Source organism: Thalassovita sp., assembly GCF_034670005.1.
In the GTDB taxonomy this organism is placed as follows: domain Bacteria; phylum Pseudomonadota; class Alphaproteobacteria; order Rhodobacterales; family Rhodobacteraceae; genus Thalassobius.
In genome coordinates, this window is sequence record NZ_JAXMOH010000002.1 from 657,838 (window position 1) to 682,727 (window position 24,890).

A 24,890-nucleotide genomic window follows, 5' to 3' on the forward strand; every position below is an offset into this window, starting at 1 on the left:
TCAGCGCATCGCCGCCATCAGTTCGCGGCCCACCAGCATACGGCGGATTTCCGAAGTGCCGGCACCGATTTCCATCAGCTTGGCATCGCGGAAAATCCGGCTGACGGCGCTGTCGGACAGGAACCCGGCCCCGCCCAACGCCTGCACCGCCTGATGCGATACCTTCATCGCCTCTTCGCTGGCATAAAGCACGCAGGCGGCGGCGTCCTGACGGGTCACTTCGCCCCGGTCGCAGGACTTGGCCACCTCGTAAACATAAGCGCGGGAAGAATTCATCGACGTGTACATGTCGGCAATCTTGCCCTGCATCAGCTGGAAATCCCCGATCGACTGGCCAAACTGCTTGCGCTCGACCATGTAGGGCATGACTTCGTCAAGACAGGCCGCCATGATGCCTGTGCCGATCCCCGACAGGACCACGCGTTCGTAATCCAGCCCCGACATCAGAACGCGTACGCCCTTGCCTTCTTCGCCCAGCACGTTTTCGAACGGCACTTCGACATCCTCGAACACCAGTTCGGCGGTGTTCGAGCCGCGCATGCCCAGCTTGTCGAAATGGTTCGAGGTGGAAAACCCGGTCATCGACTTTTCGATGATGAAGGCGGTGATGCCTTTTGAGCCGGCCTCGGGGTCGGTCTTGGCATAGACCACCAGCGTGTCGGCATCCGGCCCGTTGGTGATCCAGTACTTGTTGCCGTTCAGCACATAGTACCCGTTGCGCTTCTCTGCCTTCAGCTTCATCGACACCACGTCGGACCCGGCCGAGGGTTCCGACATCGCCAGCGCGCCGACATGTTCGCCCGAAATCAGCCCCGGCAGGTATTTCTGCTTCTGTTCCTCGTTGCCGTTCAGCTTGATCTGGTTGACGCAGAGATTGGAATGCGCGCCATAGCTCAGCGACACGGAGGCCGAGGCGCGGGCGATTTCCTCCACCGCGATCACATGCGCCAGATAGGACATGCCGGCACCGCCATATTCCTCCGAGGTGGTGATGCCCAGCAGGCCCAGCTCGCCCATTTCTTTCCACAGTTCGTTGGGGAAGGCGTTGGAGCGGTCGATTTCGGCCGCCATCGGCTTTACACGCTCCTGCGCCCAGCGATGCACCATCTCGCGCAGCGCATTCACATCTTCACCCAGATCGAAATTCATCACGGCGTTGAACATGGTCCGGCTCCTCCATCCCGGTTAATGAACACTTGTTCAATAAACTGTCACAGCCCCCGAGTCGCGTCAAGCGTGCTGTTGCCTAAACAAGTTGCGCCGCGCATCGCGGCCTTGGCGCGCCGCGGGCCCGCTTCTTCTTTTCGAAAACATCCCGGGGTGAATGCGTTGATAATCCAGCAGATTTTCAAAGCAGAGGGGCGGCGCCCCTTATCCCGCCTGCCAGACCGCGCCGACCTCGGATTTGATGATCCGGGCCAGCAGCGCGCAATCTTCCAGGCTGAAAGTCAGCGGCAGCCGCATATCGACGATCCCCTTCAGCACCCGGTCTGTTCCCGGCATCGGGGCGCTTGGCGCATAGCGCCAACTGTCATAGCGGCTGGTAAAGCCCGACGGCTCTGCCCCGCCGAACCATTTCAGTTCGACCCCGCGCGCGCTGCAGCGGGTCAGCACCTCGGCAATCTGGTCCTCGGACCAGTCCAGCAACAGAAACTGGATCGACGACCCGACATAATCCTCTGCCTCGGGCCGCTCGATCACCGTCAGGCCCGGGGTATGGCGCAGCCCTTCCTCGACCACGCGGTAGCGGTCGTTCCAGCGGTCGCATTGCCGTCCCAGATCACGCAGTTGCACCCGCAGGATCGCGGCGCGCAGATGATCCATTCGGCCCGAAATATTGGGCGTGTCATATTTGACTGCCTCGAAAAGGGCGGGATCGGGCGCAGCCAAATGACGGTCATACAGCATATAGGACCCCGACAGCATGACCGCGCGCGCCATGATGTCGGGATCATTGGAAATCATCAGCCCACCCTCGCCGGAATTCAGGTGTTTGTAGGTCTGGGTCGAATAACAGCCGATCACCCCGTCGGTGCCCGACAACCGCCCCCGCCAGCGTGCCCCCATCGTATGGGCGCAGTCCTCGATCACCCGTATCCCGGCTGCGTCGCAAATCGCCATCAGCCGGTCCATATCGCACAGATGGCCGCGCATGTGGCTGAGCATCAGCACATCGGCCTGCCCGGATTTTGCGGCCAGATCGTCCAGGTCGATCACCAGGTCTTCGGTCACGCCGACAAATACCGGCACTGCGCCGACGGATGCGATCGCGCCGGGCACCGGGGCCAGCGTGAAGGCGTTGGTCAGCACCTTGTCGCCGGGTTTCACCCCGACAGCGCGCAGCGCACAGGCCAGCGCATAACCGCCCGAGGCCACCGCCAACGCGTATTTCGATCCCATCGCGGCGGCGAATTCCTGCTCCAGAAGCGCGACCTCTCCGGGGTCGCCCGCTGCCACATTGTAGCGGTGCAGGCGGCCGCTTTTCAGCACCGCGACAGCGGCCTCGATCGCCGCGTCGGGGATCGGTTCCTGCTGGGTGAAATTACCGGTGAATCTTTCGCTCATCTGTCTTTTGTGCGGCTTTGATCAAAGGCCGTCAATCCGAAGGCGTCCCGATCAGCCGCGCCACCTCGGCTGGCAGGGCGTCGAAATGGTCTATCATGCCTTCGGGGTTTAGCTTTGCCACCTCGCGCCCGGCCGGGCCGAAGGTCACCAGGATGCAGGGCACACCCAATGCTTCGGCGGTTTTGCGGTCGGTGACGGTGTCGCCGACGATCAGCGATTGCGCCGGATCGCCCCCGGCGCGCAAGGCCGCTTCGCGCAATGGCAACGGGTCGGGTTTGCGCACCGGCAGGGTATCAGCCCCGATCAGCGAAGCGAATGCTGCACGGATGCCGAGCCGCGCCAACAATATCTCGGCCAGCTTTTCCGGCTTGTTGGTGCAGATACCGATTTTATAGCCTGCTTCGCTGAGCAGGCCCACTGCCTGCATCGCGCCGGGATAGATCGTGGTGTAGCGATCGATCTGATCCTCATAGGCGCGCAGCAATTGTGGGTACCAATTTTCCACTTCTCCCAGCACATTTTCGTGGGCGATCCGTTCCAGCCCCTTGGTCAGCATCGCCCGGCCACCGCGAAACGCGGTCGCGGCATCGCCCGCAGGATCAAGCACATCGCCCTGCCCCATGGCCCGGAAACAGGCATTGGCCGCCGCGATAAGATCGCCGCTGGTATCGGCCAAAGTTCCGTCCAGATCGAAGATCACTGTTTGCATTGCTGCCCTCCGGGGAAGTTGTTGGCGCTTTTCCGCCAGACTGTATTGCAAGCCGCAATCACAAGTGAAGCAATCCGACCTTGCACCCTTGTGCCAAGCAGATAAAACGGGCGCAACGCAAATAGGAAGAGTTACGGCATGAACACGGCACTTGTCATCCTCGCCGCAGGCATGGGGACACGGATGAATTCGGACCTGCCCAAGGTCCTGCATGAAATCGCAGGTGCCCCGCTGCTGATCCACGCGATGAAATCGGGTGCCGCGCTCGATCCGGAAAAACAGGTGATCGTGACCGGGCACGGGGCCGATCTAGTAACTCGCGCCGCCCAAGGCTGGGACGACCGGGCCGAAGTGGTGTTGCAGGAGGAACAACTGGGCACCGCTCATGCGGTGCTGCAGGCGCGCGCAGCGCTGGCGGATTTTGACGGCGACGTGATCGTGCTGTATGGCGATACCCCGTTCATTCAGCCAGAGACCATCGCACATATGGTCGAAGCCCGGCAGCATCACGATGTCGTCGTTCTGGGCTTCGAAGCGGCTGATCCGGGCCGGTATGGCCGTTTGATCCTTCAGGGCGACCGGTTGGAAAAGATCGTTGAGTTCAAGGATACCACTGATCAGGAACGCGCCATAACCCTCTGTAATTCCGGGGTTGTAGCCGCGAATTCCAAGATCCTGTTTGCTCTGCTGGACAAGGTTGGAAATGACAATTCTGCGGGGGAATATTACCTGACCGATATCATCGGGCTGGCCCGCAGCGAAGGCTTGTCGGCCACGGCCGTCACCTGTGACGAGGCCGAAACGCTGGGCGTTAATTCGCGCGCCGAGCTGGCCGCTGCGGAAGCCGCGTTTCAGGCCCGCGCCCGGGCAGACGCCTTGGCGAACGGGGTCACCCTGACCGCACCCGAAACGGTCTTTTTTGCCCATGACACAGTGATTGGCCGCGATACCGTGATTGAACCCAACGTGATGTTCGGCCCCGATGCGACGGTGGAATCCGGCGCCCGCATCCGCGCCTTTTCCCATCTTGAAGGCTGCCACGTATCGCGCGGTGCCACGGTCGGCCCGTTTGCACGGCTACGCCCCGGCGCGGAATTGGCCGAAGATGTCCATATCGGCAATTTCGTCGAGATCAAGAACGCGGTGTTGGATGCGGGTGCCAAGGTCAATCATCTAAGCTATATCGGCGATGCGCATATCGGCGAGAAATCAAATATCGGGGCTGGCACCATCACTTGTAATTACGACGGGGTGATGAAGCATAAAACGGAAATTGGCGCGAACGCCTTTATCGGGTCGAACACCATGCTGGTTGCGCCGGTGCGGGTGGGCAACCGCGCGATGACCGGCAGCGGATCGGTGATCACAGCGGATGTCGAGGACGACGCGCTGGCCATCGCCCGTGGCACCCAGGTGAACAAGCCGGGACTGGCGGCGAAGCTGCGAGAGATATTGAAAGCCAAGAAGGCGAAACGGGATAAAGAGGCAGGATAATGTGCGGAATTGTCGGGGTCCTTGGCGACCATGAAGCAGCCCCTATTCTGGTGGATGCGCTGAAACGACTGGAGTATCGCGGCTATGACAGCGCCGGGATCGCCACAGTGAACAACGGCCACCTGTCGCGCCGCCGGGCGGTTGGCAAGCTGGTCAATCTGAGCGATCTTCTGGTTCATGATCCATTGTCGGGCAAAGCCGGGATCGGCCATACCCGCTGGGCCACTCATGGCGCACCCAGTGTCGACAATGCCCATCCGCACAAGGCCGGACCGGTGGCTGTCGTCCACAACGGCATCATCGAGAATTTTCGCGAACTGCGCGCCGAACTGGCGCAGAACGGGATCGGGTTCCGTACCGAAACCGATACCGAAACCGTGGCGTTGCTGGCCCAGTATTACCTTGAACAGGGCAATGCCCCGGTGGAGGCCGCGCGCAAGACCGTGGCGCGGTTGCATGGGGCGTTTGCTTTGGCTTTTCTGTTCGATGGCGAAGACGATCTGCTGGTGGCCGCGCGCAAGGGCAGCCCGCTGGCGATCGGCCATGGCGACGGCGAAATGTTCGTCGGGTCCGACGCGATCGCATTGGCACCGATGACCGACAAGATCACTTATCTGGAAGAAGGTGATTTCGCGGTGATCACCCGCACGAGCCTGGAAATCCAAGACGCCAATGGCGAGCTGGCCAACCGCGAAATGCGCACCATACATATCGACGACGCCCGCATCGACAAAGGCGTACACAAGCATTTCATGGCCAAGGAAATCGCCGAACAGCCATTGGTGATCGGCGAAGCGGTCCGCCATTACCTGTCCGCCGACGGCAATTCAGTCGAGTTGCCCGGTGATCTGGATTTCACACAGGTTGACCGGCTGACCATGGTCGCCTGCGGCACTGCCTTTTATGCCTGCCTGACTGCGAAATACTGGTTCGAACAGCTGGCGCAACTGCCGGTCGAAGTCGATATTGCCAGCGAGTTCCGCTATCGTGAACCGCCCGTGACCAAGCGCACGGTGGCGCTGTTCGTCAGCCAGTCGGGCGAAACCGCCGACACGCTGGCCGCGCTGCGCTATTGCGAAGGCAAGGCCGACAGCATCGTGTCGGTGGTCAATGTCGCAGAGAGTTCGATCGCACGAAGCAGCGACCTGGCGTTGCCGATCCTGGCCGGGGTCGAGGTCGGGGTGGCATCGACCAAAGCGTTTACGTGCCAATTGACCGTGCTGCTGATGCTGGCGATCAAAGCCGCCGAACAGCGCGGCACGCTGAGCCCGGAACGGATCAGCGACCTGCTGAGCCGGTTGCGGGCGACGCCATCGATCCTGAACACCGCACTGGAACAGGACGGTGCCATCGCGGACGCTGCGCAGCAATTGTCGGAATCGTCGGACGTGCTGTTCCTGGGCCGCGGCCTGATGTATCCGATGGCCCTTGAAGGCGCATTAAAGCTGAAAGAAATCAGCTACATACACGCAGAAGCTTATGCGTCTGGCGAATTGAAACACGGGCCGATCGCGCTGATCGACAAGACCATGCCGGTGGTCGTCATGGCGCCATATGACGCGCTGTTCGACAAGACCCGGTCGAACATGCAGGAGGTGCTGGCGCGGGGCGGCAGGGTGGTCATGATTACCGATGAACACGGCGCACATGACACCGCCAACGACGCCTGGTGTACCATTGTGATGCCCGAGATCGACCCGGTCCTGACCCCGATCCTCTATGCGATCCCGGCCCAGTTGCTGGCCTATCATACGGCGGTTGCCAAGGGCACCGATGTCGACCAACCCCGCAACCTTGCTAAATCCGTGACCGTCGAATGACCCTGGATGATGCATTGGCTGCGCTGAAAGCGCATGTGGAAGATGGGCGTGCCGAAGGGGCTGCCGCCTATCACAAGGTGCCACGCACTTACCTGGGCGTGCCCAACCCGGCGCTTAACGATCTGACCAAGGCATGGCGGCAGCAATTGTCGGTCGAGGAGCGCGTCGCGCTGGCCCGCGCCCTGTGGGACACCAATATTTTCGAAGCCCGGCTGGCGGCCGCGAAATTGCTGACCCAGGCGCGGATCAAGCCCGATCAGGCAGTTTGGGACCTGATCAAAAGCTGGTTGCCCGATCTGGATAGCTGGGCGATTGCCGATCACGCGATGATGGCAGGGCAGAAACGGCTGATCGCCGATCCCTCTCGGGTGGCCGAGGTCGAGGACTGGACCCGGTCTGACAGTCACTGGATACGCCGCGCGGCGATGGTGGTAACGCTGCCCTGGACCAAACAGAACCACCCCAAGCCGCAGGATCTGGAGATCCGCGAAAAGGTGCTGGGCTGGGCCGCTGCCTATGTGAACGATCCGGACTGGTTCATCCAGAAATCGGTGGCATGGTGGCTGCGCGATCTGTCGAAACACGATCCCGACCGGGTGATCGCGTTCCTGCGCGAACATGGCAAAGTGATGAAGCCTTTCGCGCGCAAGGAAGCGTCGAAATATCTACCGCCCAAAGCCTGAGAGGGGCGGCGTCCGAGACCGAAAATGCAGGTGAAGTCTGTAACGGATTTCACCGCCGGCGGCTTAGTCGAGATAGACCTCGACCTTGGGCAGCCCGCTCAACGGCGCATCCAACAGCCGCATCGCACCGAGCGACAGCCGACTGCCAGCGGTGACCGGCCCTTCGATCGGGATCAGGTCGACCTTGACCTCGCGACCATTGGCCGGATAACGCACCCGGCCCCGGCCCGGGGCCGAAATCAGCGGCGTTTCGATCCAGAACCCGTCCCGGGCCGAATCGCCGAGCGAGGCAACCGTGCTTCCCAGCAATCCACCGCTGCCCGGCTGCGCCGTTGCGGTATCGGGCAACGCCGCAATCTCGATTTCTTCGGGCGCGGGCAAGGTTTCCTCGGTCGGTTGCACAACAGCCGGTTGCGTCGGCTGGCGTTTCCAAACCGGTGTCCCCAGAAGCGGTACATCGGTACAGGCCGACAGGGCGAAGGCGGGAAGCAGGATCAGGACAAACTTTTTCATACTATCGAGGCTACGACCTTTCGCCGGGCCGATCAATCACATCCGCCCTTGCCGTGGCAGGTTTCCGCCCCTAGGTTCACCCCCATGACAGCACCTCTTATCGACCCGTTTCAGCGCGCCATCACCTATCTGCGTGTTTCCGTCACCGACCGGTGCGATTTCCGCTGTGCCTATTGCATGTCGGAGAATATGACCTTTCTGCCCAAGAAAGAGCTTCTGACGCTGGAAGAGTTGGACCGGATGTGTTCCAGCTTCATCCGGCTGGGGGTGGAAAAGCTGCGCATCACTGGCGGCGAACCTCTGGTCCGGCGCGGTATCATGTCGTTTTTCGATGCAATGTCGCGGCATCTGGACAGCGGCGCGCTGAAGGAACTGACGCTGACCACCAACGGATCGCAGTTGGAAAAATTCGCGGGCGATCTGTGGGCGGCAGGGGTGCGCCGGGTCAATATCTCGCTCGACACGCTGGATGAGACGAAATTCGCCGAAATCACCCGCTGGGGCCGGTTACCGCAGGTGCTGCGCGGTATTGATGCCGCCCAGAAAGCGGGGATGCGGGTCAAGATCAACGCTGTCGCGTTGAAGGGGTTCAACGATGTCGAATTGTTCGATCTGGTGGACTGGTGCCACGGTCGCGACATCGACCTGACCTTTATCGAGGTCATGCCGATGGGCGATATCGGCAACGAGGACCGTCTGGACCAGTATTGGCCGCTCAGCGATCTGCGGGCGCAACTGGCGGACCGGTTCACGCTGACCGATCTGGCCGAACGGTCGGGCGGTCCGGCACGTTATGTCCGGTTGGACGAAACCGGCCAGAAGATCGGGTTCATCACGCCTTTGACCCATAATTTCTGCGAAAGCTGCAACCGGGTGCGGCTGACCTGTACCGGAGAGATTTACACCTGTCTGGGACAAGAAGGGATGCAGGACCTGCGCCCTGCCCTACGCGATCATCCCGGCGACGATGCGCCGCTGGAACAGGCGATCCGGGCGGCCATCGGATTGAAGCCCAAGGGCCATGATTTCGACTATTCGCGTCAGGATGTGGCGGGCAAGATGTCCCGTCACATGAGCCATACCGGCGGATGATTCCGATGGCGCGGCCCAGGGGCGTGACCCTGACCTACCGGCTTTATGCCGCAGTCGCCAATGTGCTTGCGCCGCTGGCTTATCGCAAAGTGGCGCGCAAATTGTTCGAGGCGGGCGTGGCGCAGCAGCGCCTGCGCGAACGGATCGGTCATGCCACCCTGCCCCGCCCCGAAGGATTTCTGGTCTGGTGCCACGCCGCATCGGTGGGCGAAAGCCTGTCGGCGCTGACACTGATCCGGCGACTGGGAGAAGCACGCCCCGACCTGCAATTCCTGCTGACATCGGGCACCGCGACATCCGCCGAAATCGTGTCCAAGCGGCTGCCGCCGCGCTGCCGCCACCAGTTCGCGCCACTGGATGGCCGCCGGATTTTGAATCGCTTCCTGGGCCATTGGCGCCCCGACATGGCGATCTTCGTGGAAAGCGAACTCTGGCCGCAGATGTTGGTCAGGACCCGAGCGACTGGCATCCCGTTGGCGCTGCTGAATGCCCGGCTGTCGCAGGGGTCACTGCGCAGCTGGGGGCGCATTCCCCAAACGGCGCGGTTCATCCTGTCCCGGTTTAGCCTGATCCGGACACAGGACGCAGAAACCCTGCAGGGGTTGCTTGGCCTCGGGGCAGATCCGCACACCACCACGCAGGGCCCGAACCTGAAAGCCGCGGCGGCCCCTCTGCCGGTTGATGACGATGTACTTTCCGGGCTGCGCAGGGCAATCGGGTCCCGCCCGGTCTGGGTCGCGGCATCGACCCATCCCGGCGAGGAAGATATCGTTCTGCAGGCGCATGAGCAGTTGTTGAAGGCGCATCCCGACCTGTTGCTGATCCTGGTGCCGCGCCATCCGGAACGCGTCGGCGAAATCGAGGCCCTGATCCGCGCGCGCGGTCTGTCCCAGACCCGCCGCAGCACAGGCGGCACGGCGCAGGCGGAGATCTATCTGGCCGATACGCTGGGCGAATTGGGGCTGTGGTACGCGCTGGCACCGGTTGTTTTTGTCGGCGGGTCGCTGGTCCCGGTGGGCGGGCACAACCCGTTCGAACCGGCGCAGGCGGGCGCGGTCGTCCTGCATGGGCCGCTTTATGCCAATTTCGCCGAAAGCTACGCCGCCTTCGCGCAGATCGGCGGACAGGCCGAGGTGAAAGATGCAACCGCGCTGGCCAACGCGGTTGGCGGGCTGCTGGACGATCCTGCGCGGCTGTCCGAAGCGGGGCAGCAGGCCAAGACCTTTGCCGAAACCCAGATGCAGGGGCTGGACGCAACCGTTCAGGACCTTTCGGCGCTGGTGCAACCAGTGTAAACCGCCCCCGACCGCCCCCCGTGCCCGAAGGCCAGGAATAGCCAAGATGACAGATGTCAGCCAAGTCGACGTGATCGCCCCGAATTTCAAGAAGCGCCTCTCCGGGGTGACCTCGACCATTTTCCGGCTGGTGCCGCTGCAGGCCGAAAAGATCGCGATCGTCGCCACCGGCCCGGTCATTCCGGCGGACGTGCCCGGCATGCCGCTCGCCGCGTTGCTGACGATGAATCGCCGCCGCCGCGTCTGGCACGCGCGGCGCAACATCGAAATGATCGCCGGAATCGCGCTGAAAACGCTGCTGGGCAAGAACCTGAAACTGATGTTCACCTCGGCCTCGCAACGCCATCATACCGGCCTGACCAAGTGGCTGATCCGGCGGATGGACGAGATCGTGGCGACCTCGGCGAAATCGGCCGCCTATCTGGAACGCCCGGCCCATGTGATCCATCACGGGATCGATGCCGAACGCTTTTCCCCGTCAACGGACAAGGCCGCGCTGCGACGGCAGCTCGGTCTGCCGGAAACCGGAATGCTGATCGGCTGCTATGGCCGGATCAGGGCACAGAAGGGAACCGACGTCTTTGTCGATGCTATGATCCGCGTGCTGCCGCGCCATCCCGGCGCGACCGCGTTGGTGATGGGACGGGCGACGAAAAAGTATCAGGATTTCGAACGGGAGCTGAGGGACCGGGTGGCTGCCGCCGGACTGTCCGACCGCATCCTGTTCCTGCCGGAAGTGCCGGTTCTGGAAATGGCCGGGTTCTATCAGGTTCTGGATCTCTATGTCGCGCCGCAACGCTGGGAAGGGTTCGGCCTGACCCCGCTCGAAGCGATGTCCTGCGGTGCTCCGGTCGTGGCGACACGCGTCGGCGCGTTCGAGGAACTGGTCGCTGAAGGCGAAACCGGCACCCTTGTCGACCCGGGGGATATCGACGCAATGACCGTGGCCGTCGATGCGGCGCTGTCCGACCCCGGGCGGCTGGCTCAATGGTCCACCGCCGCCCGGGATCGTGTTCTGGCCCAGTTCCAGCTACAGCAGGAAGCCGATGCGCTGATCGCGATCTATCGCCGGCTTCTGTCTGATTAAGCCGCAGGCATCCGTTTTTCGACCACTTCGGCCCACCACGAACAGCCCGCAGGGATTGCATCGTCGTTGAAGTTATATTCGGGGTGATGCACCATCGCGGTGTCGCCATTGCCAACCAGAATATAAGCACCGGGGCGTTCTTCCAGCATGAAGGCGAAATCTTCGCCACCCATCACCAAGGGGGCGTCATCGCAGGTACCGCTGATCGAGCGGGCAACTTCGGCGGCGAAATCGGTCTGTTCCTCGGCATTCACCATCACCGGGTAATTGCGATGATAGTTCAGTTTGGCGGTGCCGCCAAAGGTTGCCGCCACGCCCTGACAAATCTCGCCAATCCGCTTTTCGGCCAGATCGCGCATTTCCGCGCTCATCGTGCGCACTGTGCCCTTCAGCGTCACCCGCTGCGGGATCACGTTGAACGCCTTGGACGAGGTTTCGAACGAGGTGACAGAGACCACGACCTGATCGACCGGATCGGCGTTGCGGCTGGCAATGGTTTGCAAAGACAAAACCGCCTGCGATGCCATTACCGTAGTATCGACGGTTTCATGCGGTTTGGCGGCGTGGCCACCGACGCCTTCGAATTCGATATCGAACACATCGGTGGCGGCAAAAAATGCACCGGGGCGGATGGCAAAGCTGCCCACCGGACGGCCCGGCCAGTTATGCATGCCGTAGACTTCCTGAATGCCCCAGCGGTCCATCAACCCGTCGTCGCACATCGCCTTGCCGCCGGCGCCGCCTTCTTCGGCGGGCTGGAAAATCACCACCACGGTGCCGTCAAAATTGCGTGTTTCGGACAGGTATTTCGCCGCCCCGAGCAACATCGCGGTATGGCCGTCATGGCCGCAGGCATGCATCGCGCCGGGGGTTTTGGAGGCATAATCCAGCCCCGTCTGTTCATGAATCGGCAGCGCATCCATATCGGCGCGCAGACCGATCACCTTGCCCGATCCTGAGGCCTTGCCCTTGATTACGCCGACGACGCCGGTCTGACCGATGCCAGTGACGACCTCGTCACAGCCGAATTCCTTCAGCTTATCGGCGACGATGGCGCTGGTGCGGTGGGTGTCGTAAAGGATTTCCGGGTTTTCGTGCAAATCACGACGCCAAACGGTGATTTCATCCTGCAATTCTGCAAATCGGTTCTTAACGGGCATAGGTCTGGTCCTTCTTAGTCGCGCGGCAATCGTCGTTCGATCAGTTCTGCAAAGAAACTGCATCCCAGCGGGATTGCCGCATCGTTGAAATCGTAAGCGGGGTGGTGGCACATTGGCGTGTCGCCATTGCCAAGGAAGATATAGGCGCCGGGACGGGATTCCAGCATGTAGGAAAAATCTTCGGCGGGCATGATCGGCGGGGTGTCGGTATCGACCTTGCCGCTGACCGCCTGCGCGGCGTCGATGGCGTGGCGGGTCTGTTCGTCGGCGTTTACCGTGGGTGGATAGCCGCGTTTGTAGGTCACTTTCGCGGTCGCGCCATAGGCATCGGCGGTCGCAGTGGCGACGGCTGTCAGACGGTCTTCGATCAGATCGCGCACGTCATTGTCGAAACAGCGCACGGTGCCGCGAAGTTTCGCGGTTTGCGGGATCACGTTCTGGGTGTCGCTTTCGGTCAGGAAGGTCGCAACGGTCAGCACCGCGTGTTTCACCGGGTCGACATTGCGCGACACGATGGAATTCAGCGCCACCACCACATGGCTGGCCGCCAGCGTGGTATCGACCGCTTCGTGCGGCATGGCAGCATGGCCGCCCTTGCCGGTCACGATGATTTCGAATTCGTCCGCCGAGGCCATCATCGGACCCGAGCGGATGGCGAATTCGCCCACCGGCACACCGGGCATGTTGTGCAGCCCGTAGACTTCCTGCACGTTCCAGCGGTCCATCGCGCCATCTTCGACCATTTTCAGGCCGCCACCGCCGCCTTCTTCGGCGGGTTGGAACAGCAGCACCACGGTGCCATCGAAATTGCGCGTCTCGGTCAGGTATTTCGCGGCGCCCAGCAGCATCGCGGTATGACCGTCATGGCCACAGGCATGGGCCGCGCCGGGGATCTTGGAGGCGTATTCGACGCCGCTGGCCTCTTGCATCGGCAGCGCGTCCATATCGGCGCGCAGCGCGATGACGCGGTCGGACTTGCCCGCCTTGATGACGCCGACAACGCCGGTGATCCCGATGCCTTCGACCACCTCGTCGCAGCCGAATTCGCGCAGCTTGTCGGCCACAACCCCGGCGGTGCGATGCACATCGAACAGGATTTCGGGATGTTCGTGAAAATCATGCCGCCAGGCGGTGATTTCCCCCTGCATTTCGGCAAAACTGTTCTTGATCGGCATTGTCGCCCCCTTACAGCCTGTCGAGCAGGCGTTTCATGAAATCATGACCAGCGTTGAATTGCGCCACGGTGATATATTCGTCCGGCTGATGCGCCTGTTCGATGTTGCCCGGCCCACAGACCACCGCGGAATAGCCGCCGGTCTGGAAATGCCCGGCTTCGGTGCCATAGCTGACCACGTGGTTTTCATTGTCGCCGGTGATCGCCCGAACCAAGGATTCGGCTTCGCCCTGATGTTCCGGGGCCAGCCCCGGCAGGCCGAATTTTTCGGTGATTTCGATCCGGGTTTCGGGCACGACCGCCTGCATTTCGGCTTCGACCTCGGCGACCTTGGCCAAAAACAATTCACGCCACATTTCGGGGTCTTCATCCGGCAGGATGCGGAAATCGAGACCGAATTCGCAATCCTTGGCAGTGATATTATGGGCGGTGCCGCCGGAAATCTGGCCGACATGGACGGTGGTCCAGGGTGGTTCAAACAAGGCGCCGACCCCGGACGGGTCGCGCGCCATATTGTCGGCATTGATCTTGTTCGCCCAGTCGATCAGCTTGGCACCGTACATGATCGCATTGACCCCGGTGTGCATCAGCGAACTGTGGACTTCAAAGCCGTGCATATGGACCCAGAATGCGCGTCCGCCCTTATGGGCGTTGACCGCTTTCATCATCGAGGGTTCCCCGACGATCACAGCAGAGGCTTTGGGCAGCGTTTCAAGGATCCGTTCGATCATCGGCGGCGCACCGGTGCAACCGATTTCTTCGTCAAAGCTGAGCGCCAGTTGCAGCGGCCGTGACACACCGCGATGATGCGCCTCGACCAGCGCCCAGATCGACAGCGCGTCGAAGCCTTTCATGTCGCAGCAGCCGCGGCCGTAATATTTGCCGTCGCGTTCGATAACGGTAAATGGATCGGCGGCCCAGGGTTGGCCATCCACCGGCACCACGTCGGTATGGCCGGACAGCACAATGCCGCCTTCCACCTCGGGGCCGACATGGGCGAAGATCGCGGCCTTGTCGTTGGTTTCGTTATAGTAGCGATGGGATGTGATGCCGTGGCTGTTCAGGTAGTCATCGACCCAATCGACAAGTGGCAGGTTGGTGTCGCGGCTGACTGTTGGGAACGCCACAAGGCGTTCCATGATTTCGTAAGGCGATAATCGCGCTGGCATTTGGACCTCAATATCCGCTGTCGGTGGTCAGGATGAAATGACCGGGGGTGACTTCACGATATTCCGACGGTGCGGCTTCGTAACCGATCGGGTGGATCGGCGACGGGATCGGTTTGAAGTTCAGGTCGCGTTCGGATTTTCGGCGGCGCGGATCGGCAACCGGGACCGCCTTCATCAGCGCCTGAGTGTAGGGGTGTTGCGGGTTTTCGAACACGGCCTGACGCGGCCCCATTTCGACGATCCGGCCCAGATACATCACGCCGACATCGTGGCTGACCCGTTCGACCACCGCCATGTCATGGCTGATGAACAGGAAGCTGAGGCCAAGATCGGCCTGCAATTCCATCATCAGGTTCAGCACCTGTGCCTGTACCGACACGTCGAGCGCCGACACCGCTTCGTCCGCGATGATCAGCTTCGGGTTCAGCGCCAGCGCCCGGGCGATGGCGACACGCTGCCGCTGACCACCCGACAATTCATGCGGATAGCGGCGCATGTAACTGCGCGGCAGTTCGACCCGGTCGAACAGCATCGCAACGCGGTCATCGCGTTCAGACCCTGAATGGGTGCCGAAATTCTTCATCGGTTCGGCCACTGCCGCACCCAGCTGCATCTGTGGATTGAGCGAAGCGAAGGGATCCTGGAAAATCATCTGCATGTCGCGCCGCGCATCGCGCAGCTGACCGTGGTCCAGCGCCATGATATCGGTGCCGTCGAGGTCGATTTGCCCCGACAGAGGTTCGACCAACCGCAGGATCGACCGGCCGGCGGTGGATTTACCGCATCCCGATTCGCCCACCAGCGACAGGGTGCGGCCCTTGTTGAGGGTGAAGGACAGGTCTTCGACCGCATGCACGTTGGCGATGGTGCGGCGGAAAAATCCGCCCTTGACCGGGAATCGGGTGATCAGGTTTTTGACCTTGAGCAAGGGTTCGTCAGTGCCGGGGATCGGTTTGACTTCGCCCAGTTCGCTGCCCAGCAGTTTCATCGGTTCGGGCAATGGCCTACCGGTCATTTCGCCCAGTTTCGGCACTGCGGCCAGCAGCGCCTTGGTATAATCATGCTGCGGGTTTTCGAAAATCTGTTCGACCGTGCCTTCTTCGACCTTGTTGCCGCGGAACATGACAACGACGCGATCAGCCATTTGCGCCACCACCGCCATGTCATGGGTGATGAACATTACCGCCGTGCCGGTTTCACGCTTCAACCGGTCCATCAGCGCCAGAATTTCCGCCTGAATAGTCACGTCGAGCGCGGTGGTTGGTTCGTCGGCAATCAACAGCCGGGGTTCGCAGGCCAGCGCCATGGCGATCACAACCCGCTGCCGCATACCGCCCGACAATTCGTGCGGATATTGTTTCAGCCGCCGTTCCGGTTCCGGGATACGCACCTGCGTCATCAGTTCCAGCGCCCGCGCTTCGGCCTGATCGCGGGACAAGCCCATATGCAGCCGCAGACCTTCGGTCAACTGGCGCCCGACGGTGAAGACCGGATTGAGCGCGGTCATCGGTTCCTGAAAGATCATGCCGATTTCATTGCCGCGAATGGTGCGCATCAGGTCCTGATCGGTTTTGGCCAGATCGACCTCTTCGCCATCCTTGCGATCAAAAATGAGGCGCCCGCCTGCAATTTCACCACCACCGAATTCTACCAGCCGCATCAAAGACAGGCTCGACACCGATTTTCCTGATCCCGATTCGCCAACAATGCACACCGTCTCTCCGGGATTCACGCTGAACGAGACATCCTCGACTCCGACGACGGGGCCATCTTTTGTTTGGAATTCAACACGCAGATTTTCGATTCTGGCGATCGGTTGATCCAGCATTGGGTCCATCCTGTTCTTATGCGGCAGCCATCCGCAGACGCTACAGACAGGTCGGACCCAGTGTCAAACCCGTAACATTACTGCCCTCGGGTCAGCGCGAAGGCCCCCTTGCTTTTTTTTACCAATCGGTTTGAGATGCCATCAGTCGCGAACAGGCTGGACGCATAATTCCCAATAAAAACCTAAGGGAGGCAGGCATTCAGACGATATTCGCAGACAGAATCAAAAAGTCCTTCGAGGCGGGTCTTCCCGCCACAACGGAGGAAAACGAGGCACATTTTCTGTGTCCAACAAGGAGAGAAGTATGAAACTTAAATCCGTATTGCTAGGCGCTGTCGCTGCGACGGCACTGGCACCTGCTGCCTTTGCAGAGCGCGGATCGGACGGCCATGTCAATGTCATCTACTGGCAGGCCCCGTCGATCCTGAACCCTTATCTGTCGAGCGGAACCAAGGATATCGAAGCCTCGTCGCTGGTCATCGAACCGCTGGGCCGCTACGATCCCGATGGCGCATTGGTCCCCTATCTGGCCGCCGAAATCCCCACCGTTGAAAACGGCGGCGTGTCGGCCGATCTGACCTCGATCACTTGGAAGATTAAGGACGGGCTGAAATGGTCGGACGGGACCGCCCTGACATCGGCCGACGTGAAATTCACCGCCGACTACTGCATGGACCCCGAAGGCGGCTGTGCTCAGCTGGCGAAATTCGAAGGCGTCAGCAGCATCGACGTGATCGACGATCTGACCGTTAAGGTCACGTTCTCGGAACCCAAGCCGAACCCCTATGGCCCGTTCATGGGCGGCCAGTCTCCGATCCTGCAAAAAGCACAGTTCGAAAACTGCACGGGTGCCAAGGCACCGGAATGCACCGATGCCAATTTCGGCCCGATCGGCACCGGTCCGTTCGTCGTCACCGATTTCCGTCCCAATGACGTGATTTCGATGAAAGCCAACGAAAATTACCGTGACCCGGCCAAGCCTGCCTTTGCCACACTGACCTTCAAGGGTGGCGGCGATGCTACTGCGGCGGGTCGTGCGGTGCTGGAAACCGGCGAATTCGATTACGCCTGGAACCTGCAGCTGGCCCCCGATGTCATCGCCAACATGGAAAAAGGCGGCAAGGGCAAGGTTGTAGCAGCGTTCGGATCGCTGGTGGAACGGATCGAAATGAACATGACCGATCCGTCGCCGTCGCTGCCCGAAGGTGAACGTTCGACCGCCAAGCATCCGCACCCGGCGTTGTCGGAACTGGCGGTTCGCAAGGCGCTGTCGATGGCCATCGACCGCGAACTGCTGGTCGAAGTCGGCTATGGCAAGGCGGGTCGTGCGACCTGTAACCTGGTCCCGGCCCCGGCGATCTATGCGTCGGACAACACCGACTGCATGACGCAGGACATCGAGGGCGCCAAGGCGCTGCTGGAAGAAGCGGGCTGGAAAGTCGGCGCCGACGGCATCCGTGAAAAGAACGGCGTCAAGCTGAGCCTGCTCTATCAGACCTCGACCAATGCCGTGCGTCAGGATTTCCAGGCGCTGATCAAACAGTGGTGGAGCGAAATCGGTGTCGAAACCGAGCTGCGCAACATCTCGGCATCGGTGTTCTTCGGCGGTGACCCGGGTTCGCCCGACACCTTCCAGCGCTTCTATGCCGACGTGGAAATGTACGCCAACAACTTCGATGGCACCGATCCGGAAAGCTATCTGGCGCAGCATACCTGTGAAAAGGCTCCGAAGCCCGAAAGCCAGTGGCAGGGTGAGAACATCAACCGTTTCTGCGACCCGGAATATGACAAGCTGGTTGCCGAAATGGGCAAAACCGGTGTCCTGTCCGAGCGCGGCGCACTTGGTAAGAAGCTGAACGAGATGCTGACCAAGGAAAGCTATGTGGTGGTACCGCTGGTTGACCGTGGCCGTGTTTCGGCACATTCCAATACACTGGGCGGTGTTCAGCTGAATACTTGGGACTCAGAGCTGTGGAATGCAGCAGATTGGTACCGGATCAAGTAATTTGATCCTTTTTACCCCGGCCTGAGCAAGGCCGGGGTTTTTCTGGCCCGATTTTCGGTATTAACCTTGGGCAGACAATAAGACCAAGCCGCAAAGGCCTCCGTATATGCTGACCTTTACCGTCCGACGACTGGTGTTGGCCGTTCCGACGCTGCTCTTCATCAGTCTAGTTATTTTCCTGTTGCTGGAACTCGCCCCCGGCGATCCGATGGCACAGGTTCCCCTGACCGTCCCGCCTGAAGTCAAAGAAAAGATGCGCGAAGCGCTTGGCCTCGGCCAGCCGATGCACATCCGTTTCCTCAAATGGCTGGTGCAGTTTTTCTGGATCGAACCGCAAATCCTGATCGACAATATTTTCGGCACCGGATTGGCCGAGGGCAAGCTGCGCGTGCTGAGCTGGCAAACCCGCAGCCCGGTGATGGATATCGTGGTGCAACGCATTCCGCAGACCCTCTGGGTGGTTGGCACCGCCTATCTGGTCGGCGTTCTGATCGCGCTGCCGATCGGGATCTATTCCGCTTATCGGCAATATTCGTTCTTCGATCAGGCCGGGACTTTCGTGTCGATGATCGGCTTTTCGGTGCCGCCGTTCTTTTCCGGGGTATTGGTCATCGTGATCTTTTCGGTGAACCTAGGGTGGTTCCCATCGATTTACGACACCACGCTCAAGGTGCACGATTGGGACAGTTTCATGCTGCAACTGCGGCAGATGGTGATGCCGGTGATGGTGCTGGCGTTGCAGATCACCGCGCAGATCAGCCGGTTCATGCGGGCCTCGATGCTGGACAACCTCAATCAGGATTACGTCCGCACCGCCCGCGCCAAGGGGTTGAGCGAATATATCGTGGTGATGGTGCATGTTCTGCGCAATTCGATGATCCCCGTCGTCACCGTGATCGCGCTTGGTGTTCCGGCGATTTTCGGGGGGGCCATTATCACTGAACAGGTGTTCAAGGTGAACGGGATTGGCCAGCTTCTGATCGGTGCGATTCAGGCCAATGATTTGCCGATGGTGCAGACACTGACCTTTATCTTTGCGCTGCTGATCGTGCTGTTCAACATCATCGCAGATGTTCTTTACGGCATCCTAGATCCGAGGATCCGCTATGACTGACGACAAAAGCTTCATACCCGATGAAGGGCTTGCGCCGGCGTCTTCGGCGCTGCCCGGCGCGGCCGGACCGTTGCAGGAAATCGCCCAGCCGCCGCGCAACAAGTGGCTGGATGTCTGGGAACAGTTCAAGCACCACAAGGGTGCGCTCTATGGCGGCATCCTGTTTTTCACCATCGTTCTGGTGGTGTTTCTGGGACCGCTGGTCTGGCCCTATGACGCCACCTATATCGACATCCGCGCACGCAATCAGGGGCCCGGTCTGGCCCATCCTCTGGGCACCGATCAATTGGGCCGAGATACGCTGGCACGGATGATGGCGGGTGGTCAGACATCGGTTTCGGTGGGCATCACCGCGATGTTGCTGGCGCTGTTTCTGGGCAGTCTGGTTGGTGTCGTAGCCGGTTATTTCAAACGGCTGGACGGGATTTTGATGCGGATGACCGACCTGTTCCTGGCGTTGCCACTGCTGCCGCTGCTGCTGGTGATGGTGCTTTTGTTCCGCGATCCGCTTAACGCCGCCTTCGGGCCGGAGACCGGGATTTTCATCCTGATCGTCTGCGCCATCGGCGTGACCAGCTGGATGCCCACCGCGCGGATCGTGCGCGGCGATGTACTGGCGCTTAAGGAACGTGAATTCGTACTGGCGGCGCGGTCGATCGGCACCCGCAACACGATGATGATCATGCGCCATATTCTGCCCAATGTGTTGAGCCCGATCATGGTATCGGCCACCTTGGGCATCGCCAACGCAATCATCACCGAAAGCGCGCTTTCATTCCTCGGGCTTGGGTTTCCGCCGGATTTCCCGACATGGGGACGGCTGTTGTTCGATGCGACCGATTATTTGCAGCAATATCCCGAACGGGTGTTCTGGCCCGGTCTGGCGATTTCTCTGACCGTGCTGAGCGTGAATTACCTTGGCGACGGGCTACGCGATGCGCTGGATCCGCGCATTCGCGGACGGTGAGCAAGAACGGTAACAGGACCGCAAATAAGAACAGACAAAGGGCCCGCGATTTTCATCGCGGGCCCTTTGTCATGGATGACCCCGCAAACCGAAACCCGGTTCTTTGGAATAGCACCGCACAAGAACATTATCCCTGAAACTCCCCTTCTTGCCCCGGTCCGGAGGATTGATTTCCCAAAGGGATATTGCCATCGATGCATTTGTTCCAATTCTTTTCGGGGAATCTCATGTTCGAAACCTTCGGCTTTGAAAATCTGACAGCACCGCAAGCCGCCGTATATACCGGCCTGATCCTTGGCGCCGTTTTCGGCGTTCTGGCACAGATCACCCGGTTCTGTTTCCGCCGTGCCATCACCGGCGATGACCGCAAACAGGCTGCTGGTGTCTGGCTGACCGCGCTGGCATTGGCGATTTTGGCGACCCAATTCGCCGCACTGAACGGTTTGATCGGGTTTGAGGATCACCGGTTCATGGCGACCGACCTGCCGGTTGCCGCCATCGTGTTTGGCGGGTTGATTTTCGGGGCTGGCATGGTGTTGACCCGGGGCTGCGTGTCGCGGCTCAGCGTGCTGACCGGAAGCGGCAACCTGCGTGCGGCCATGGTTCTGGTCGTTTTCGCGGTGGTGGCACATGCAACGCTGAAAGGTGTTCTGGCCCCGATACGCACAACACTCGGGGGCTATACCATTGCGCTGGACAGCGCCGCCCTGCCCTTTGCCGGGCCAGTTCTGGCGGTGGTGCTGGCGGCGGTGTTGCTGGGCTTTGCCGCCCGGTCAGGGGCGCGGGTCACGCATTTGGGCCTGGCTTCGCTGATCGGGCTGGTCGCTGCGGCGGGCTGGGTGGCTACCGGGTTCGTATTGTTTGACGATTTCGATCCGGTCGCGCTTGAAAGTCTCAGCTTCACCTCGCCTGCCGCTGAAACCCTGTTCTGGGGTGTCGCGTCGAGTTCGATTTCGCCCACGTTCGGCACCGGGTTGCTGGGCGGTGTGATCGCAGGCGCGGCGGTTTCGGCTCTGATCCGGGGCGAATTCGAATGGCAGAGCTTTGACAGTCCACGCCAGACCGGCCGTTATCTGGCCGGGGCTGCACTGATGGGTGTCGGCGGCGTGTTGGCGGGCGGCTGCACCGTGGGGGCTGGCCTGTCGGGGGTTCCGACCCTGTCCGTCGCTGCGGTTCTCGCCCTGCTCAGCATCGCGGCGGGAGGGTTGGCCACGGCGCGGCTGCTTAGTGCATCTTCTTCTGAATCCGCCGGATCATCCACCACACAACCGCTACAACCGGCAGAGTAAGCGCTGCGGTCAATTCCCCCTTGCTGACCCCCAGAAGGTCGGTGAGGGGATAGGCCGCGTAAGAGGCCAGAGACACGCCGTAATAGCTGATCGCCACCACTGACAGACCTTCGACGGTTTTTTGCAGTTTGAGTTGCTGATCGGCGCGGCGGTTCATGCTTTCGAGCAATTTCTGGTTCTGCGCAGACCGTTCCACATCCACCCGTGTCCGCAACAATTCCCCGGCCCGCATCGCCCGGTCGGCCATGGCTGCCAGACGTTCCTGGGTCGATTGCACCGTGCGCATGGCGGGCGCGTAGCGCCGCATCATGAATTCGTTGAAGGTCTGGCGCCCTTCGAAGCGTTGTTCGCGCAAAACGCCAATCCGTTGATGCACGATATTGCGATAGGCTTCGGTCGCCCCGAAGCGGAACGCGTTATGCGCCACCATCCGTTCCATTTCCGCCGATGTGCTGAGCAGCCCGGCCAAGGTAACGTCGGCGGCGGTGGTATCGTCGCCCATATGGTCCATCAGCCCGGTCAGTTTCATATCCATTTCGCCCAACTGCGCCGACAGTTGTTTGACGCGGGCGAAACCAAGCATCGACAGGCTTTTGTAAATCTCGATTTCCGCCAGACGCTGCACGATCCGTCCGACCCGCCGCCGACCGGTGCCGGGATTGACGAATACGGCCAGGCGAGTATTGCCCGCCGTGTCCAGGCTGAAATCCGCAGCAATCGTGGCCGCATCATCAAGGGCCCGGCTGACCGCGACGCTGTCCGCGACGAACCAGTCATTGAGATGTTGTTCGATCTGGTCACGTTCCGGGGCCTGCTGTACCCGGATATGAACCGCTGCGACCCGCACGCCCGGTGCCGTTGCCAGCCATTCCTCGGGGAACACTTCGAAATCGGCAGGATCAAAGGCGCGTTCACTGAGCGTGTTGGCAAAGGCCGAATAGGTCACGAATTCGGTATGGCTTTCCCATCTCAGGATATGCCGCCCGATCTGACCGGAATAATGCGTAGCCCCCGGTTGCGGATGCGGAGCACCATAGCGGTCCAGCAGCGCAATCAGGTGATCCATATCGGCCTGACGGTCCCGGCTAACCGCCTGATCGGCCTTTTTGACGGCCAGATAGACCGCAGTACAGGGCACATCCAGCGCCGGGAAAGGCCGCGCATGCAATTCGTTGGCCAGTTCATAGCGAAGCGGGTGATCGGCAAGCATTCAAGGGACCTTCTGAGCAATTCGAATGCTGTTGTAGATCGCACAAAACTTCAAAAAGATAAAGCATTTTCAATAACTTGCAGGAATACAACGGTATACCATGCAGAAAAGTGCCTGCTTTCGGGGGCTTGATCGATGTGAGCGCCCTCAAAGATCCGACCGGCCAGCGTCAAATCCATACAGAAAAGGGCGGCCCGAAGGCCGCCCTTTGCATATCCGTAGTGACCGCGATCAGCTGATCTTGGTCAGCAATTCGTCCAGCGACTTTTTGGCGTCGCCATAGAACATGCGGGTATTTTCTTTGTAGAACAGCGGGTTTTCGATGCCCGAATAACCGGTCCCCTGACCACGCTTGGACACGAAGACCTGTTTCGCTTTCCAGCATTCCAGAACCGGCATACCGGCGATGGGCGAATTCGGGTCTTCCTGTGCCGCGGGGTTCACGATGTCGTTGGAGCCAATCACGATCGCCACGTCGGTCGACGGGAAATCATCATTGATTTCGTCCATTTCCATCACGATGTCATAGGGCACCTTGGCTTCGGCCAGAAGCACGTTCATGTGCCCCGGCAGACGACCGGCAACGGGGTGAATTGCGAAACGCACCTCTTTGCCCTTGGCGCGCAGACGCTTGGTCAGTTCGGACACCGATTGCTGTGCCTGCGCCACCGCCATGCCGTAACCCGGGATGATGATGATGCTGTCGGCTTCGTCCAGAGCTGCAGCGACGCCGTCGGCGTCGATGGCAACCTGTTCGCCCTCGACTTCCATCGCCGGACCTGTGGTGCCGCCGAAGCCGCCCAGGATCACGCTGATGAAGGACCGGTTCATCGCCTTACACATGATGTAAGACAGGATCGCACCCGAGGACCCGACCAAAGCACCGGTCACGATCAGCAGGTCATTGCCCAGCGTGAAGCCGATGGCCGACGCGGCCCAGCCCGAATAGGAGTTCAGCATCGACACCACCACAGGCATGTCGGCGCCGCCGATACCCATGATCAGGTGATAACCGATGAAGAAGGCCAGAAGCGTCATCAGGATCAACGACCACAGACCCGCCCCATTCATGAACATGATCAGCAGGATGAAGCTGCCGAGAGCCGCGCCTGCGTTCAGCATATGACCGCCGGGCAGTTTCTTGGCCTTGCCATCCACCTTGCCGGCCAGTTTGCCAAAGGCAACGATAGACCCGGTGAAGGTGACAGCCCCGATGAACACGCCGAGGAAAACCTCGACCTTCAGGATGCTGATTTCAACCGGCGTTTTATGCGCCAGTTTCTCAGCAAAGCCCGCGATGCCCATGTCATGCAGCATGGCCATGCGGCCTGCTTCGTTCAGGGTCGAGGACAGGCCCTCTTTCATGGCCAGCACGTTTTGCAGTTCAAGTTCAGCGTTGAAACCGATGAAGACGGCGGCAAGACCAACGAAGCTGTGCAGCGCCGCCACCAGCTGAGGCATTTCGGTCATTTCGACCTTTTTTGCCACCATCTGACCCAGGAAGGCGCCTGCGGCGACCATCACCAGAACGATCAGATAATTGCCCATGCCGGGGCCGAATATGGTGGCGAAAGCCGCCAGACCCATGCCGACGATGCCATACCAGACAGCGCGTTTCGCGCTTTCCTGACCGGACAGACCGCCCAAGCTGAGGATGAAGAGAACAGTTGCCGCGATATAGGCGGCAGAGACGATACCAATGCTCATTTATCCGCT

20 protein-coding genes are annotated in these 24,890 nt (G+C 60.6%); 10 read left to right on the forward strand and 10 right to left on the reverse strand.

All coding sequences use genetic code 11. The annotated features are described in order from the left end of the window. From VOI23_RS07145 to VOI23_RS07155, 3 genes are all read right to left on the reverse strand, one after another. The gene (locus VOI23_RS07145) at positions 1-1,164 is read right to left on the reverse strand and encodes an isovaleryl-CoA dehydrogenase (RefSeq protein ID WP_323783536.1); all 1,164 of its coding nucleotides are present in this window, start codon (positions 1,162-1,164) and stop codon (positions 1-3) included. Between the two features lie 207 nt (positions 1,165-1,371). Next, complete coding sequence (locus VOI23_RS07150; protein WP_323783537.1) at positions 1,372-2,565, reverse strand: DegT/DnrJ/EryC1/StrS family aminotransferase; 1,194 nt, start codon at positions 2,563-2,565, stop codon at positions 1,372-1,374. A 31-nt stretch (positions 2,566-2,596) separates the two neighbouring features. Then, positions 2,597-3,274, reverse strand: coding sequence for an HAD-IA family hydrolase (locus VOI23_RS07155; RefSeq protein ID WP_323783539.1), 678 nt, complete (start codon positions 3,272-3,274; stop codon positions 2,597-2,599). Positions 3,275-3,412: 138 nt separating this feature from the next. Between VOI23_RS07155 and glmU the strand changes: the two genes are divergently transcribed. The 3 genes from glmU to VOI23_RS07170 are packed head-to-tail and all read left to right on the forward strand — an operon-like array spanning position 3,413 to position 7,271. Then, entirely contained in the window at positions 3,413-4,768 is a 1,356-nt protein-coding gene (gene glmU, locus VOI23_RS07160) for a bifunctional UDP-N-acetylglucosamine diphosphorylase/glucosamine-1-phosphate N-acetyltransferase GlmU (RefSeq protein ID WP_323783541.1), read from the forward strand. Continuing rightward, positions 4,768-6,588 (forward strand): glutamine--fructose-6-phosphate transaminase (isomerizing), encoded by a 1,821-nt coding sequence (glmS, locus tag VOI23_RS07165; RefSeq protein WP_323783543.1) that lies wholly within the window; start codon positions 4,768-4,770, stop codon positions 6,586-6,588. Before glmU ends, glmS begins: the two co-directional genes overlap by 1 nt. Continuing rightward, positions 6,585-7,271, forward strand: a complete 687-nt coding sequence (locus VOI23_RS07170) for a DNA alkylation repair protein (protein ID WP_323783545.1) — start codon at positions 6,585-6,587, stop codon at positions 7,269-7,271. The genes glmS and VOI23_RS07170 overlap by 4 nt, the downstream gene beginning before the upstream one ends. Positions 7,272-7,334: 63 nt before the next feature. Here VOI23_RS07170 and VOI23_RS07175 read toward each other — a convergent pair whose 3' ends face one another. Further along, positions 7,335-7,784 carry a hypothetical protein gene (locus VOI23_RS07175; protein ID WP_323783547.1) on the reverse strand — a complete coding sequence of 150 codons (450 nt, stop codon included), beginning with the start codon at positions 7,782-7,784 and terminating at the stop codon, positions 7,335-7,337. An 84-nt stretch (positions 7,785-7,868) separates the two neighbouring features. On the opposite strand from VOI23_RS07175, the gene moaA reads away from it, so the two are divergent. Genes moaA through VOI23_RS07190 form a run of 3 tightly spaced genes read left to right on the forward strand, consistent with a single transcriptional unit; the run spans position 7,869 to position 11,258 of the window. Then, positions 7,869-8,876, forward strand: coding sequence for a GTP 3',8-cyclase MoaA (gene moaA, locus VOI23_RS07180; RefSeq protein ID WP_323783549.1), 1,008 nt, complete (start codon positions 7,869-7,871; stop codon positions 8,874-8,876). 5 nt (positions 8,877-8,881) lie between these two features. Next, complete coding sequence (locus VOI23_RS07185) at positions 8,882-10,171, forward strand: 3-deoxy-D-manno-octulosonic acid transferase (RefSeq protein ID WP_323783551.1); 1,290 nt, start codon at positions 8,882-8,884, stop codon at positions 10,169-10,171. A 46-nt stretch (positions 10,172-10,217) separates the two neighbouring features. Continuing rightward, positions 10,218-11,258: a glycosyltransferase family 4 protein gene (locus VOI23_RS07190; protein WP_323783553.1), complete on the forward strand. Its 1,041-nt coding sequence runs from the start codon at positions 10,218-10,220 to the stop codon at positions 11,256-11,258. Here the strand turns inward: VOI23_RS07190 and VOI23_RS07195 are convergent. From VOI23_RS07195 to VOI23_RS07210, 4 genes are read right to left on the reverse strand one after another with little or no spacing between them, the layout of a single operon-like run. Next, complete coding sequence (locus VOI23_RS07195) at positions 11,255-12,418, reverse strand: M20 aminoacylase family protein (protein ID WP_323783555.1); 1,164 nt, start codon at positions 12,416-12,418, stop codon at positions 11,255-11,257. The genes VOI23_RS07190 and VOI23_RS07195 overlap by 4 nt on opposite strands. Before the next feature lie 14 nt (positions 12,419-12,432). Further along, a complete protein-coding gene (locus tag VOI23_RS07200; RefSeq protein ID WP_323783557.1) occupies positions 12,433-13,593 on the reverse strand; it encodes a M20 aminoacylase family protein in 1,161 nt (386 codons plus the stop codon). 10 nt (positions 13,594-13,603) lie between these two features. Continuing rightward, the gene (gene argE / locus VOI23_RS07205; protein WP_323783559.1) at positions 13,604-14,761 is read right to left on the reverse strand and encodes an acetylornithine deacetylase; all 1,158 of its coding nucleotides are present in this window, start codon (positions 14,759-14,761) and stop codon (positions 13,604-13,606) included. A 7-nt stretch (positions 14,762-14,768) separates the two neighbouring features. Next, positions 14,769-16,589: an ABC transporter ATP-binding protein gene (locus VOI23_RS07210; protein ID WP_323783561.1), complete on the reverse strand. Its 1,821-nt coding sequence runs from the start codon at positions 16,587-16,589 to the stop codon at positions 14,769-14,771. 304 nt (positions 16,590-16,893) lie between these two features. On the opposite strand from VOI23_RS07210, the gene VOI23_RS07215 reads away from it, so the two are divergent. The 4 genes from VOI23_RS07215 to VOI23_RS07230 all read left to right on the forward strand — a co-directional run bounded on the left by VOI23_RS07215 (position 16,894) and on the right by VOI23_RS07230 (position 21,964). Then, a complete protein-coding gene (locus VOI23_RS07215; protein ID WP_323783563.1) occupies positions 16,894-18,594 on the forward strand; it encodes a peptide ABC transporter substrate-binding protein in 1,701 nt (566 codons plus the stop codon). A 106-nt stretch (positions 18,595-18,700) separates the two neighbouring features. Further along, positions 18,701-19,708 carry an ABC transporter permease gene (locus tag VOI23_RS07220; protein WP_323783565.1) on the forward strand — a complete coding sequence of 336 codons (1,008 nt, stop codon included), beginning with the start codon at positions 18,701-18,703 and terminating at the stop codon, positions 19,706-19,708. After that, positions 19,701-20,675: an ABC transporter permease gene (locus tag VOI23_RS07225; protein WP_323783567.1), complete on the forward strand. Its 975-nt coding sequence runs from the start codon at positions 19,701-19,703 to the stop codon at positions 20,673-20,675. The genes VOI23_RS07220 and VOI23_RS07225 overlap by 8 nt, the downstream gene beginning before the upstream one ends. Before the next feature lie 227 nt (positions 20,676-20,902). Beyond that, the gene (locus VOI23_RS07230) at positions 20,903-21,964 is read left to right on the forward strand and encodes a YeeE/YedE family protein (protein ID WP_323783569.1); all 1,062 of its coding nucleotides are present in this window, start codon (positions 20,903-20,905) and stop codon (positions 21,962-21,964) included. On the opposite strand, the gene VOI23_RS07235 is transcribed toward VOI23_RS07230, so the two are convergent. Together VOI23_RS07235 and VOI23_RS07240 are read right to left on the reverse strand one after the other, a co-directional pair. Beyond that, complete coding sequence (locus VOI23_RS07235; RefSeq protein WP_323783571.1) at positions 21,900-23,174, reverse strand: DUF3422 domain-containing protein; 1,275 nt, start codon at positions 23,172-23,174, stop codon at positions 21,900-21,902. The two genes, VOI23_RS07230 and VOI23_RS07235, sit on opposite strands and share 65 nt — an antisense overlap. A 231-nt stretch (positions 23,175-23,405) precedes the next feature. Continuing rightward, the gene (locus tag VOI23_RS07240; RefSeq protein ID WP_323783573.1) at positions 23,406-24,881 is read right to left on the reverse strand and encodes an NAD(P)(+) transhydrogenase (Re/Si-specific) subunit beta; all 1,476 of its coding nucleotides are present in this window, start codon (positions 24,879-24,881) and stop codon (positions 23,406-23,408) included. Positions 24,882-24,890: the final 9 nt, after the last annotated feature.